The sequence below is a fragment of the Sinorhizobium fredii genome, assembly GCF_002944405.1.
Taxonomy (GTDB): Bacteria; Pseudomonadota; Alphaproteobacteria; order Rhizobiales; family Rhizobiaceae; genus Sinorhizobium; species Sinorhizobium fredii_C.
This window is the reverse complement of sequence record NZ_CP024307.1, coordinates 2,153,403-2,166,712: the sequence shown is the minus strand read 5'-3', so window position 1 is coordinate 2,166,712 and position 13,310 is coordinate 2,153,403. Positions and strand designations below refer to the sequence as shown.

At 62.3% G+C, this 13,310-nt stretch carries 14 protein-coding genes; 6 read left to right on the top strand and 8 right to left on the bottom strand.

The annotated features are described in order from the left end of the window. Positions 1–102: 102 nt before the first annotated feature. Positions 103–513, top strand: coding sequence for a diacylglycerol kinase (locus NXT3_RS10690; protein ID WP_037424173.1), 411 nt, complete (start codon positions 103–105; stop codon positions 511–513). 23 nt (positions 514–536) lie between these two features. Here NXT3_RS10690 and NXT3_RS10685 read toward each other — a convergent pair whose 3' ends face one another. Continuing rightward, positions 537–2,072 carry a sensor histidine kinase gene (locus NXT3_RS10685; RefSeq protein WP_097524914.1) on the bottom strand — a complete coding sequence of 512 codons (1,536 nt, stop codon included), beginning with the start codon at positions 2,070–2,072 and terminating at the stop codon, positions 537–539. Positions 2,073–2,209: 137 nt separating this feature from the next. Here NXT3_RS10685 and NXT3_RS10680 point away from each other — a divergent pair, with 137 nt between their 5' ends. The 3 genes from NXT3_RS10680 to NXT3_RS10670 all read left to right on the top strand — a co-directional run bounded on the left by NXT3_RS10680 (position 2,210) and on the right by NXT3_RS10670 (position 4,107). Next, complete coding sequence (locus tag NXT3_RS10680; protein WP_037424177.1) at positions 2,210–2,926, top strand: thermonuclease family protein; 717 nt, start codon at positions 2,210–2,212, stop codon at positions 2,924–2,926. Next, positions 2,919–3,554, top strand: a complete 636-nt coding sequence (locus tag NXT3_RS10675; protein WP_097524913.1) for a uracil-DNA glycosylase family protein — start codon at positions 2,919–2,921, stop codon at positions 3,552–3,554. Before NXT3_RS10680 ends, NXT3_RS10675 begins: the two co-directional genes overlap by 8 nt. Before the next feature lie 64 nt (positions 3,555–3,618). Next, a complete protein-coding gene (locus NXT3_RS10670) occupies positions 3,619–4,107 on the top strand; it encodes an Lrp/AsnC family transcriptional regulator (RefSeq protein WP_037424182.1) in 489 nt (162 codons plus the stop codon). Positions 4,108–4,145: 38 nt separating this feature from the next. Here NXT3_RS10670 and NXT3_RS10665 read toward each other — a convergent pair whose 3' ends face one another. The 3 genes from NXT3_RS10665 to NXT3_RS10655 all read right to left on the bottom strand — a co-directional run bounded on the left by NXT3_RS10665 (position 4,146) and on the right by NXT3_RS10655 (position 6,659). Then, entirely contained in the window at positions 4,146–4,877 is a 732-nt protein-coding gene (locus tag NXT3_RS10665; RefSeq protein ID WP_097524912.1) for a DNA alkylation repair protein, read from the bottom strand. Further along, positions 4,874–5,743 (bottom strand): NAD(P)-dependent oxidoreductase, encoded by an 870-nt coding sequence (locus NXT3_RS10660; protein WP_097524911.1) that lies wholly within the window; start codon positions 5,741–5,743, stop codon positions 4,874–4,876. The genes NXT3_RS10665 and NXT3_RS10660 overlap by 4 nt, the downstream gene beginning before the upstream one ends. A gap of 91 nt (positions 5,744–5,834) precedes the next feature. After that, positions 5,835–6,659, bottom strand: a complete 825-nt coding sequence (locus NXT3_RS10655; protein WP_097524910.1) for a class I SAM-dependent methyltransferase — start codon at positions 6,657–6,659, stop codon at positions 5,835–5,837. Between the two features lie 190 nt (positions 6,660–6,849). Between NXT3_RS10655 and NXT3_RS10650 the strand changes: the two genes are divergently transcribed. Continuing rightward, positions 6,850–7,575 carry a DUF2270 domain-containing protein gene (locus NXT3_RS10650; RefSeq protein ID WP_097525060.1) on the top strand — a complete coding sequence of 242 codons (726 nt, stop codon included), beginning with the start codon at positions 6,850–6,852 and terminating at the stop codon, positions 7,573–7,575. Between the two features lie 24 nt (positions 7,576–7,599). Here the strand turns inward: NXT3_RS10650 and NXT3_RS10645 are convergent, their stop codons facing one another. The 4 genes from NXT3_RS10645 to NXT3_RS10630 form a co-directional block, all read right to left on the bottom strand. After that, the gene (locus NXT3_RS10645) at positions 7,600–7,866 is read right to left on the bottom strand and encodes an usg protein (protein ID WP_037424194.1); all 267 of its coding nucleotides are present in this window, start codon (positions 7,864–7,866) and stop codon (positions 7,600–7,602) included. 165 nt (positions 7,867–8,031) lie between these two features. Continuing rightward, positions 8,032–8,862 carry an ABC transporter permease gene (locus tag NXT3_RS10640; protein WP_097524909.1) on the bottom strand — a complete coding sequence of 277 codons (831 nt, stop codon included), beginning with the start codon at positions 8,860–8,862 and terminating at the stop codon, positions 8,032–8,034. After that, positions 8,859–9,662, bottom strand: a complete 804-nt coding sequence (locus NXT3_RS10635; RefSeq protein ID WP_037424199.1) for an ABC transporter permease — start codon at positions 9,660–9,662, stop codon at positions 8,859–8,861. The genes NXT3_RS10640 and NXT3_RS10635 overlap by 4 nt, the downstream gene beginning before the upstream one ends. Before the next feature lie 164 nt (positions 9,663–9,826). Next, entirely contained in the window at positions 9,827–10,609 is a 783-nt protein-coding gene (locus tag NXT3_RS10630) for an ABC transporter substrate-binding protein (protein ID WP_095677955.1), read from the bottom strand. Between the two features lie 387 nt (positions 10,610–10,996). Here NXT3_RS10630 and NXT3_RS10625 point away from each other — a divergent pair, with 387 nt between their 5' ends. Continuing rightward, positions 10,997–13,294 carry an OmpA family protein gene (locus NXT3_RS10625; protein ID WP_104839312.1) on the top strand — a complete coding sequence of 766 codons (2,298 nt, stop codon included), beginning with the start codon at positions 10,997–10,999 and terminating at the stop codon, positions 13,292–13,294. The last annotated feature ends 16 nt before the right edge of the window (positions 13,295–13,310 follow it).

Here is a 13,310-nt window from a genome sequence, read left to right as displayed (position 1 = left end):
CCTATCCGCAGACACGGGGCGCGCGCTCTTCAATTGAAGTCGGCCTCGCATTCGCCGCAATCGCAATGTCGAAGCTCGCAGTTTGAAGCATGTCGAGACGAAATGGACGCCAAGAACACCACCCCAAACGGTCGAACCGCCCCGTTCACCAAGCATAAGGGCATCCGCCATCTCTTTGCGGCCGCGAGCTATTCGCTTGGCGGCGCGAAGCGGCTTGTCGGCGAGGCGGCCTTTCGCCACGAACTGATCGCCTTCGCGGTGGCAATGGTCGCCTTCGTGATCGCCGGCGCCAGCTTCTTTCAATATGTGGCGATGGCCATCCTGTTCCTGCTGATGATGGCGTTCGAAGCGATCAACACGGCGATCGAAGAGATCGTCGACCGTGTCTCGCCGGAAATCTCGGAAATGGGCAAGCACGCCAAGGATCTTGGATCCTTCGCGTGCTTGTGCCTCATCCTGGCGAACGCCACCTACGCCTTTTACGTGGTATTTCTAGCCCGCTATCTTGGCTGAGCGCAGCCGCCGGCGGGGCTCGATCAGGCGAAGCTCTTGCGGCGGCGCGCCGGCGAGGGGGCGTCCTCGACCGGAGGAAGGCTCTGAAGGACGCGGCGGGGCGGCAGGATGGCGATCGCCTCGGTGCCTTCGCGAAGCTTCGAGCGCAGGATGAATTGGCCATTGTGCTTGGCGAGGATCGCCTGGACGATCGGCAGGCCAAGGCCGGTGCCCTGTTCGGCGCTCTTGATGGCGATCGAGCCCTGGCCGAAGGCGGACAGCACGATCGGAATTTCCTCCTCGGGAATGCCTGGGCCATTGTCTTTGATGGAGATGTATTGCCCGCCGCCGGCGGTCCAGCCGACCTTGACAGTGATTTCTCCGCCGGACGGCGTGAACTTCACTGCATTCGACAGGAGATTGAGAGCGACCTGGCGCAACGCCTTCTCGTCGACCCAGACGGAGGGCATCGCCTGTTCGAACTGCGGCTCGATGGTTATGTTCTTGCCGCGGGCGCGCAGCTGCACCATGCCGATGCAATCCTCGGCGATCTCAACGAGATTGACGGCCTCTTCGTTGAGTTCGTAGCGACCGGCTTCAATGCGGGAAAGGTCGAGGATCTCGTTGATGAGGTTCAGGAGATGCTCGCCGGAGCGGTGAATGTCGACCGTGTATTCCTTGTAGGTCGGGTTGTTCAGCGGACCCAGCACTTCCGTCGACATCACTTCCGAGAAGCCGAGAATGGCATTGAGTGGCGTGCGCAGCTCGTGCGACATCGATGCAAGGAAGCGGGACTTGGCAAGGTTCGCCTCTTCGGCGCGCCGGCGCGCCTCGTCCGACATGGACTTCGCCACTTCGAGTTCGGCGATCAGGTCGTCCTTTTCCGATTGCATGGAGAGGATATGCACATTGGCCTTGTTCATCCTCTCGGTCATGAAGGCGAGGAAAACGAGCGAAAGCGACAGGATGCCGGTCATGCCGACATGGATAGGGTCACCGCCCGCCAATGACGTGAAACCGAGCGCGGCGACCACGGGGAGAAAAGTGTAGACCAGGGCGTTGCGCAGCAGAAACGTGCCCATGGCGGTGGCGGCAAGCGCAATGAACAGCCCGGTTCCTTCGAAGAGCGCGAACTGGATGTCGCCACAGGCACTGCAGTCCTGCAGGGCAAAGATGGCCCAGCAAAGCCCCATCAGCAATTGACCGGCGAGAAAGCGGCGGCGCCAAATGGCCACCTTCTCCGTGCCGATGTTCTGGCGCTTCGCCTTGCGGGCAAGGTAAACGGTGGCCGCGTGGGCCGAGAGCGTCGCCAAGCCCCAAAAGAGGATGCTCGGCTGCTCGGAAAGGTAGAGCCCGATAGCCGAAATCAGGCCGACGAGCAGGGGGACGGCGATAGCGCCGTGCAATACGGCATCGACGTGGAGGAGGAGCATTTCCCGGTCGAAGCCGGAAGGGGCGGAGGAGCCGGTCTGCAGGCGCTGGCGAGTCGCGCGCACCGCCTTCGAAACGGCCTTGTTTCGATGGTTTCGCGACTTGTCGACGATGATCTTATCAGTCGATGTGCTGACGGCGATGCTCATGCTTCGTGGGTCGGGGATTGCGTTTGGCTTTGAAGTCTAGGATGCAATCCTTAAGAAGTTGCTGCCCGCTGGAAGGATTCGACAACCATTGTGGCGCGATTGCGTTTTTGCCTGATGCCAGACAGAGAGGTCGCCGTTTGAAACCAGGGCACCGCAAATTCCGTATCGTCGGTGGCGGAAAGCCGGCGGCTCCCGGACGGCGCTTCGTTTTTGGGCGTCCGGGAAGCGTTGCGCAGCGGAGCAATCGCTCGGAGGGACGCGGCAGCCTGATCGGCGGCTGGGTGTTCCTGCTTCTGTTGAGTTTTGGCGCCTATGTTGCCTCTAGTCTGCCGCCGCCGGAAAAGGCCCTTACCGGGGAACTGCTCGGCGCCGCCGTCGCGAGCGACGGAGACAGCCTGCGGCTCGCCGGCCGTCGCGTCAGGATCGAGGGCATCGATGCTGCCGAGATCGACCAGACGTGCCGGCGTGGCACGACGAGCTGGGACTGCGGTGCGGAAGCAAGGCGGCGCCTGGCCGAACTCGTCGAAGGGAGGACGACGCGCTGTCGCCTGCATGGCCGCGACCGGTACGGCCGCGAGCTCGGCCTCTGCGAAGCCGGCGGGCGCGACATCGGCCGCGAGATGGTTCTCTCCGGTCTTGCGGTCAGCTATGGGCTCTATCGTGACGAGGAGGAACAGGCGCGAAATCGCCGTGCCGGCCTGTGGGCGGGGGCGTTCGCCCGGCCGCAGGAATGGCGCCGATCCCAAGGCGAGGCCGAGGAGGCGCCGCACCAGGCCGGCGACTGGCTCGAACTTATCCTGCAGTGGCTCGAAGACCAGGTTTGGAGGTTCGCGAGGGAGATCGTCGGTGCCTAATGCCGAGGAACGGCTGGTGGATCTGCGTGCCGCGATCGCGGCCTGCCGCCTCTGTCGCGACGATCCGGCGCGCGGCGAGGGCCATCGGCTGCCGCATGAGCCGCGGCCCGTGGCAGTCCTCTCCGCCAATGCCCGGATCCTGATCGCCGGCCAGGCACCGGGCTTGCGGGTGCATGAGAGCGGGCTTCCCTTCAACGATGCTTCGGGTGACCGGCTGCGGCAGTGGCTGGCGGTCGATCGGGAAACCTTTTACGACCCGTCCAACTTTGCAATTGTGCCGATGGGATTCTGCTTCCCCGGCTACGACAGACATGGCAGCGACCTGCCGCCGAGGGCCGAATGCGCGCCGCGTTGGCGGCACAGGGTGATGAATGCCATGCCGCAGATCGAGCTGGTTTTGGCGGTCGGCCACTATGCGCAGCGCTGGCATCTCGGCGCGGATTGTCCGAAATCCATGACCGAGACCGTGCGCGACTGGCGCCGCTATGCGGCGCGCAATTCCGGCACCGCTGTATTGCCCATGCCCCATCCCAGCTGGCGCAACACCGGCTGGTTGCGGAAGAACCCGTGGTTCGAGGCGGAACTGCTTCCGTTCCTGCGCGGCCGCGTCGAGGCTTTGATCCGCTGAAACAATTTTCTTTATCTTCATGAATTCCGCGCTATAGAGGGAAAAATATTCGAGAGGATTTGCTATGGACCGTCTGGACCGCAAGATCCTGCGCCTCTTGCAGGAAGACTCGACTTTGGCCGTTGCCGACCTCGCCAAGAAGGTCGGGCTTTCGACGACCCCTTGCTGGCGGCGCATCCAGAAGATGGAAGAGGACGGCGTCATCCGTCGCCGCGTCGCGCTTCTCGATCCCGTCAAGGTCAATACCAAGGTGACGGTGTTCGTCTCGGTTCGCACCAACGCCCACTCGATGGAATGGCTGCGCCGCTTCTCCGAAGTGGTCGCCGATTTTCCGGAGGTGGTCGAGTTCTACCGCATGAGCGGCGACGTGGATTATCTGCTGCGCGTCGTCGTGCCGGATATTGCCGCCTATGACGCCTTCTACAAACGGCTGATCGCCAAGATCGAAATCCGCGACGTTTCCTCGGCCTTCGCCATGGAGCAGATCAAATATACGACGCAATTGCCGCTCGATTACATGGTCATCGATCAGGCGAAATCGAACGACGACTAGGTCCGTTCGCAGTTGAGGCAAAAGTGAAACTTTTGCTTCTATCCGTCTGACTTTCCTACCGACAACCGTTCTCCGCTCGTGAGGCCGAGCCTGCCTCGCACGTTTGCGCCGGTCAATTCTCGAACGGCGTCCTTGCCCGTCCATCGCGCCGCGCGATTGCCGCTGGCGGCAAGCTTTTCCGCAAGCGCCAGGGAAGGTCCGTGGCAGGCGGCGTTGCGCTTGCCTATCTGTCTCAGGGCCCAGTTTACCGCCTTCTTCACAAAGTTGCGTTCGTCTTCGGCGTGGACCTCGATCAGAGGCAGCCAGGCGAGCAGCGCCGCATCAGGCTCCCGCTTCAGATGCACGGCGCAGGTGGCGATCATTGCGAAGGCGAGGCGGCGGACGAATTCGCGGTTGTCGCGGGCGAATTCCGGGATCAGCACCTGCTCGAAGCGCGCGGCGACGAACAGGTCGGCTACCGTGTCGACAATTTCCCAGGAGTTGCAGTCGGCCGCCCAAAGCCGTGCCTCGTCGAGCGTCAATACCTTGGGATCGGCGGTATAGGCCGCCAGGATGCGCGCCTCACGGATGCCGGAGCGCCACAGCGCCAGCGCGCGGAATTGATTGGTCTTCGCCAGCCGGGCGACACGGCGAAGCTCGACATTGGAAATGCCGAGCGCCGTTTCGGTTGCAATGCCGAAGCGCGCCATGCCTGCACGGTTCTCCGCCGAAGCATGGCCACGCAGATGATCGATGAGCTCTTCCGCCGATGAGGCCGGCGCAGGCGTCATTTCTCCAGCCGGGCGAGCAGGGAGGACGTGTCCCAGCGGCTACCGCCAAGGGCCTGGACCTCGGCATAGAACTGGTCGACCAACGCGGTGACGGGCAGCTTGGCGCCGTTCCGCCGTGCTTCGGCGAGGACGATGTCGAGGTCCTTGCGCATCCAGTCGACGGCAAAGCCGAAGTCGTATTTTCCGGCATTCATCGTCTTGTGGCGGTTTTCCATCTGCCAGGAGCCAGCCGCGCCCTTGGAGATGACCTCGATCACCTTCTCGATGTCGAGTCCCGCCTTCTTGCCGAAATGGATGCCTTCGGCGAGGCCCTGAACGAGGCCGGCAATGCAGATCTGGTTGATCATCTTGGTAAGCTGGCCGGCTCCCGCCGGCCCCATCAGCCCGACCATGCGCGCATAGGCGTCGATGACGGGCTTGGCCCGATCGAAGACCTCGGCATCGCCGCCGCACATCACCGTCAGGACACCGTTTTCGGCACCCGCCTGGCCGCCGGAGACCGGAGCGTCGATGAAATGCGCCCCCTTTTCGCGGGCGGCGGCATATAGCTCCCGGGCCACCGCGGCGGAGGCGGTCGTGTTGTCGATGAAGACTGCGCCGGAGCCGATGGCCTCGAAAGCTCCGTCCTCTCCGGTGGTGACGGAACGCAGGTCGTCGTCATTGCCGACGCAGGCAAAAACGAAATCCTGGCCCCTTGCCGCCTCTGCCGGCGTTGCCGCCGCGCGCCCGCCAAACTCGGCTGCCCAACGCTCCGCCTTGGCGGCGGTGCGGTTGTAGACGGTCACCTCATGCCCACCGCGAACCTTGAGGTGGCCGGCCATAGGATAACCCATGACGCCGAGACCGATGAATGCGACTTTGGCCATTGCGAATGCTCCCGTTTCGATTTGGCCGAAGATTTAGCGGAATTGAGCGGAAGGCGGAAGGCCGAGTGTCGTCTCTTGCCGACCGACCGGGTCAGAGAAAGCGGGCGATCACCAATTGCCCGGCAATGGGCTGACCTTCTTCCATGCGTACGGTGATGTCGGTCACCTCGACGATCTCGAATCCGGTCGCGGTGAGCCGGTCGCGCAGATAGGCTTCGGAATGGGCGAAGCGCTGATGCGGGCCGACCATGAAGGGACTGCCGGCGAATGTCTGATCGGGAAGGGTTTCGCTGGAGAAGATCAGCAGGCCGCCCGGTACGAGATTGTCGACGGCGCCGAAGAAGAGGGCCTCCAGTGCGCCCACATAGGGCAGCACATCCGTGGCGACGATCAGGTCGAACGGCGCCTCTTCGTTGTCGTCGAGGAAATCGACCGCTTCGGCGACATAGAGCGTCTCGTAGAGGTCCTTCTCATGGGCGATCTCGACCATGTTCTCGGCGAGATCGATGCCGGTGATGTCCTCCGCCAGGTCGCGCAACGCGCCGCCGGTCAGCCCCGTGCCGCAGCCGAGATCGAGCACCCGCTTGAACGGCCCGAGTTCCAGGGCCTGGACGCGCTGGCGGACGAGGAGCGGCACGCAATAGCCGAGTTGCTCGACAAGCACGTTGTCAAAGACGTCCGCATGCTGGTCGAATAGGGTCGCGACATAGGCATCCGGAGCCTTGAGCGGCGTCTCGCCCCGTCCCATGGACGCAAGCCTGACCGAAGCTCCGCCGTGATCTTCGGGATCGAGCTCCAGCACTTCGCGGTAGGCGGCCGCGGCGGCGTCGAAATTGCCGGACTTTTCAAGGGCAAGCGCGCGGTTATAGGCCTCCGCCAGCGCTTCCTCGTCGATCTTTTTGCTCTTCTGGGTCATGGCCGCTTCTTACGACTGCCGGAGAGCTTTGGCAATCGCCCGCCATCGCCCCTTGCTCGACATCCCGTTCATCCATGCGGGCCCCGTTTAGCATCTGCTCAAGAATTCGCCGGCGCGCCGCCTGGCGGGTTTATCCCGAAAGCGATTGGAGTCATGATCATGAAAAGCATGAGAAATCGGGAGGATGCTGATGTCCGCCGAACTGAGCCCGCTGACATTGGAAACGGAGATGCCGGAGAGGCAGGGTCCACCTCTGCCGCAGTCATCGCAGGAGACGATCAACACGATCGTGCATTATTATCGCGGGGAAATGGGGCGCATGGCCGGCTGGCGGGATCGCATCGACCGGACATCGAACTGGGCAATCACCGTCGTGGCGGCAATGCTTTCCGTGTCGCTGTCGACGCCGTCGTCGCATCATGGCGTGCTGCTCTTTGCGATGCTGCTGATTACCTTGCTGTTGCTGATCGAAGCGAGGCGCTACCGATTCTTCGATGTGTATCGCGCGCGTGTGCGGCAGCTCGAACGCGGCTATTTCGCGCAGATCCTTGCCCCGGAAGGCACGCAGAGTTTCAAATGGTCGGCGGCAATTGCCAAGAGCCTGCGCAGGCCGGCCTTCCTAATGACCTACAAGGAAGCGGTTTGCCGCCGGCTGCAACGCAATTACTGCTGGATGTACCTGATCCTGCTGCTTGCCTGGGCGCTGAAGATATCCTCGCCGAAGATCTCCTCGACCGGCGAACCCTTCGGCCATGTGCGGTCATGGACCGACTTTACGGAGAATGCTGCGCTCGGTCTCTTGCCGGGCTGGAGCGTCATGGTCGGCGTTTCGCTCTTCTACGCCGTGGTGGCCTACGGCTCGCTCCGCAAGGAGGAACACGAGGGCGAACTTGCCCATGGCGAGGTGCACGTCTGACCGCCGCGACGGCGGGCAAGATTATCAGTGCAGGATGAGCTCGCCCTTGAGTGCCCGCCATTCCGTCGCCGATATCAGCTTGCGATGAACATAGCGGACCGAATGCAGCGGCCCATCCAGCTTCTCCTGCCAGAACTTGAGAAAGCCGCGCATTTCCGGAAAGTCCGGGGCGATATCGTAATGCTGCCAGATATAGGCCTGCAACAGGGCGGGGTGGTCGGGCATCCGGTAGAGGATCTGGGCCGTCGTCAGGCCATAACCCTTCAGCTGCAGTTCCATGTCGTTTGTCATCAAGGACCTCGCTTCTGACAAAGGTTGGTCACTATGATGAAGCGCTTAGTTTGTTAATCAATACCTAATATCGGCGTAGTGGCGCAATTAACATCGAAAAAACAAAGGCTTGTCAGCAAAGATAAACGAGTGCTGCCAAGCCGGTTTGCTACGCACCGCTGGGACTCAACGCTTCAGATGGCGCGTCAAGCGAGCTTCGAGCCAGCCCCAGATATTGCGCAGAACCTCCACGATCAGGAGATACAGCGCTGCCGCCCACACATACATCTGGTAGTCGAATGTACGGGAAAAGGCGCGCCGGGTCTCTCCCATCAGGTCGAAGACCGTGACGATCGCGACGATCGCCGAACCCTTGATCATCAGGATGATCTCATTGCCGTAGGGGCGCAACGCCACGATCATCGCCTGCGGCAGGATGACCTTGAAGAAGGCGACGCGCTGCGGCAGGCCAAGGGCGGCGGCACCTTCATGCTGGCCGCGCGGGACGCTTTCGATGGCACCGCGAAGGATCTCGGCCTGGTAGGCGGCGGTATTCAGCGTGAAGGTGAAGAGTGCGCAATTCCAGGCGTCGCGGAAGAACCACCACAGGCCGATCGCGTCGAGTTGCGGGCGGAAGCTGCCGAGCCCGTAATAGACGAGGAAGAGCTGCGTGATCAGCGGCGTGCCGCGGAAGAAATAGACATAGGCATAGGCGAGCCAGGACCAGAGCCTGTGCTTCGACATCCGCCCGAGCGCCACCGGCAGCGACAGGAGGGCGCCCATCAGGATCGACGAGGTGACGAGCATCAGCGTCACCCCGAGGCCGGACAGGAAGCTAGATCCGTAGCGCGAGAATTTGTCCGGGTCCCAACCCTCGACGACGGAGAAGAAGATGCCGACAGCGAGGGCCAGCCAGATACCAAGCGTCACGCTGCCGACGAAGCGCGACAGGGTGTAGGCTTTCGGCGGAGCCGGGGGCGGGGCCTGAGGTGGAATCAGGGTTTCGGCAATGCTCATCGTTGCATCTCCGCGCGTTTGGTCCGCCGCTCGAGCGCCGCGAAGGCGATGGAAGAGACCATTGCCAAAATGAGGAACAGGATGCAGGCGATGCCGTAGAACTGGAATGCTTCCTTGGTGACGCGCGCGGCAATGCCAGTTTGGCGGAGAATATCGGGGAGGCCGACGACCGAAACGAGCGCAGTGTCCTTGAGCAGTACCATCCAGAGATTGCCGAGACCCGGAAGGGCGATACGCACGAGTTGCGGCAGAATGATCAACAGCATCGTCTTGCCACGGTGAAAACCGAGCGCATCGCCCGCTTCGTACTGACCCTGCGGAATGGCCTTGAAGGCGGAAAGCAACACCTCCGAGCAGTAGGCGGAGAAAACGACGCCAAGCGCGACCATGCCGGCGGCAAAGGCGTTGATTTGAACGGGCTCGTCATAACCCAGCGTCGCCAGGAATTGCTGGACGAGAATCTGGAGGCCGTAATAGATAATGAAGAGCGTCAGGAGTTCCGGAAGGCCCCGGAAGATCGTGGTGTAGATATTGGCCGAAAGCCGCAGGGTCCGTTCATTCGATTGCTTTGCGAGGGCGATGAAGAAGCCCATCACCAGCCCGAGGGGCAGGGTGGCCATTGCGAGGCTCACGGTCACGAGGAATCCATAGGCGATCTCGTCGCCCCAGCCGGTATCGCCGCACGCCAGGAGTGTGCCGGAACCGAACCAACGAAAGACCCCGGCCGGCCCGCAGAATGGGTCGATCATCGACACGACCCAGGCAAGGCCGGAGAACAAGGCGGCAAACAATCCGCTCATGCCTCTATATTCCCCTTATCCGTTCTTATTGGCGCTGAGGCGCATATTTTTCGATTTGTTGTCAAACAAAAACGGTGGAAGGGCAAGCCCATCCACCGGTGCATTTTTTCATCAACCGAGACTTAGCCGACATCACTGCCGGATCTTCTCAGAATGCGCGGCGATCAGCTGCCGTAAACGTCGAACGGGAAGTACTTTTCGTTGATTTCCTTGTACTTGCCGTTGGCCCGGATGGCTTCGATAGCCTTGTTGAACTTCTCGCGGAGCGCGTCGTCGCCCTTGCGGACCGCAATGCCGGCGCCTTCGCCGTTGATGGCCGGGTCGACCGGCAGCGTGCCGAGCAGCTTGCAGCAGGCGCCGTCTTCGGTCTTCAGCCATTCGGAGATCACGACGACATCATCGATGGCGGCATCGATGCGGCCGTTGATCAGGTCAAGCTTGTATTCGTCCGCAGTCGGGTAGAGCTTGATATCCGCACCCTTCATATGCGCTTCGGCATAGTTTGAATGGGTGGTCGAGCCCTGCGCTCCGAGCGCCTTGCCTTCGAGCGCTGCCCCGGTGGCCTCGGTAATCGGCGAATCCTTCGGCACGACGATGGCCGGCGGCGTGTTGTAGTATTTGTGGGTGAAGTCGACCTTTTGCTTGCGTTCCTCGGTAATCGACATGGAGGCGATGATCGCGTCGAACTTCTTGGCGATCAGCGCCGGGATGATCCCCTCCCAATCCTGGGTCACAAAGGTGCATTCGGCCTTCATTTCTTCGCAAAGGGCCTTGGCGATGTCGATATCGAAGCCCGTCAGCGAGCCGTCCGCCTCGAGATTGTTGAAGGGCGGGTAAGCGCCTTCGGTGCCGATCACGACCTTTTCGCCTTCCGCCATGGCGGAGCTCGCCATGAGCACGAAAACGGCAGCCGATGCGGCAGCTACCATCCGTCTGGAAATACGCATGATTATCCTCTCTGTTGGCCGGCATCCGGTCTGTTCTTGTGCGCGGATGCCAAATAGCGCCGGCAGGAGCTGCCCGCCGGTTGCGGCGATATTCGTACGCTTTTCCTGTAAAAATCAACAGGAAAGCGGCGTCGCCCACCGCGGAGATGTCCCCTTCTTGCGGTCGCTGAGGTTGAGGAGGCGGAAGATCGAACCGTTCATGAACGGTTAATGTCGGCTTCGATAGCCCTGGGGGCGGAACCGATCCGTGGCTGAGGAGTTCGACTACGGATTTTTTGACCGACACAAAAATGTCGGAACCGCGGGTCATGGCCCTATGCCGATGCGATGCGGCTTGAACTGTGGCGCGGCGGGCGAGGCCGCCGAGCCACAAGAGGAAGGAAGACAATGTCCATTCGATCCAAACTTTTCGCAACGGTCGCCTTGCCCGTATTTGCGGCTTCTCTTGCGGTCCAGCCCGCGCTTGCCGACAGCCTGATGGCACCGTTCGAAGTTGCGCAGGAAGGTGCCGAACAGCCGTCACCGGAGGATTTGCTGCTGCTGAAGAAGCGCAAGCAGCGCGCCGCTGAGGAGGAGTCCCAGGGGCAGGCGGAAGAACAGCAGCCGCAGGCGGAAGAACAGGAAACGCCAAGGCGCAAGAAGCGCCAGCAACAGGCCGAAGAGCAGCAGCCCGCCGCTGAGGAGGCCGCTCCGCAGCAGGCCGAGGAGCAGGAAACGCCAAGGCGCAAGAAGCGCCAGCAGCAGGCCGAAGAGCAGCAGCCCGCCGCTGAGGAGGCCGCTCCGCAGCAGGCCGAGGAGCAGGAAACGCCAAGGCGCAAGAAGCGCCAGCAACAGGCCGAAGAGCAGCAGCCCGCGGCCGGGGAGGCTGCCCCGCAGCAGGCCGAGGAGCAGGAAACGCCAAGGCGCAAGAAGCGCCAGCAGCAGGCCGAAGAGCAGCAGCCCGCGGCCGGGGAGGCCGCTCCGCAGCAGGCCGAGGAGCAGGAAACGCCGAGGCGCAAGAAGCGCCAGCAGCAGGCCGAAGAGCAGCAGCCCGCCGCTGAGGAGGCCGCTCCGCAGCAGGCCGAGGAGCAGGAAACGCCAAGTGGCAAGAAGCGCCAGCAGCAGGCTGAAGAGCAGCAGCCAGCCGCAGAGGAGGGTGCTCCGCAACAGGCCGAAGAACAGGCGCCCACCCGCAAGAAGCGCCAGCAGCAGGCTGAAGAGCAGCGTCAAACGGAGGAGCAAAAAGCCGCCGAGCAGCCGATTGTCGTGCCTGACGGTGGAACGACCGCCGAGCAGCCGGCGACCGAGGCTCCGGCCCAACAGACGGGCGAAGGCGAGCAGCAGCCCGTCCCCGGTACGGAACAACCCGCAACGGCAGAGCAGCTTCAGGGCGAGCAGCCCCAGGGTCAGCCTGCTCCCGAGGTGGTCGATGAGCGCACCGTGGAAGAGAAGCAGAAGATCGCCGAGGATCCGGCGGCTTCCGACGATACGGTCGTGCTTCCAGTGGAAAAGGGCGCTGCCGTTCTCGATAGCGATAAGGACGCTGACACTTCCGGCGGCAACCAGTCGCGCGAAGCCCGGCGCAAGCAGCGCGAGGAACTGCGCGCGAAGCAGGAAAGCATAGCTCCTCCAACCGACGATGCTTCCGCGCAGGCGCAGGCGGCGATCCCAGTGGAGTCTAAGGAGGAACTTTCGCAACGGATCGAGGCTGTGCTGAAGGAGGAAGGCGAGCGGGTCGAAGAAGCCCCGGCCTTTGCCGTTCCGGAGACGACAAACATCGTCAACAATACCGTCGTCAATAACACGGTCATCAACAATACCACCGTCAACAACACGACCGAAAACAACGTGACGGAAGTGCAGGTGGTCGAACAGGTGGACGACCGCGTGATCCTCGGCGTCGGAGATCGCATCTTCGTGCGCGGCGACGACCGGCCGCGTCTGCGGCAGAACTCGGAGGAGTCCTACTACGACAATCTGTCGGGTGGCCGTGTCCGAGAAACGATCGTTCGTCCCGGCGGCTACCAGATCGTCACCGTCTATAATCGCTACGGCGATATCCTGACGCGCACGCGCGTCGATCGAGACGGCAATGAATATGTGATGATGTATACGCCGGAGTATGAAGAGGATCGGCCGGCGATCGTCGATGTCGGCTACGAACTGCCGCCGATGCGGCTCAGTATTCCGGTCGACGAGTACATCGTCGATGTGGCCGAGGATCCGGACCGGGATTACTACGAGTTCCTGTCCGAGCCGCCGGTCGAGCAGGTCGAGCGCGTCTACACGATCGATGAGGTCCGCAACTCCGCCCGCCTGCGCGACAAGGTGCGTCGTATCGATCTCGACACGATCCATTTCGCAACTGGAAGTGCCGAAGTGTCGATGACGCAGGCAAAGACGCTGCGAGGTGTCGCGGATGCAATGAACAAGGTCCTCGAGAAGGATCCGGGTGAAACCTTCTTCATCGAGGGTCACACGGATGCCGTCGGATCCGACCGGTCGAACCTGGTGCTCTCCGACGAGCGTGCCGAGTCGGTCGCGGTGCTGTTGACCGAGGTCTACGGCGTCCCGGCGGAAAACCTGGTGACACAGGGCTATGGCGAGCGGTTCCTCAAGATCCGTACCCCGGAGGCCGAGCAGGAGAACCGCCGCGTCACGATCCGCCGCGTCACTCCGCTGGTGCGGCCGGTCGCGCAGCGTTAACAGCGCGGACGAATGC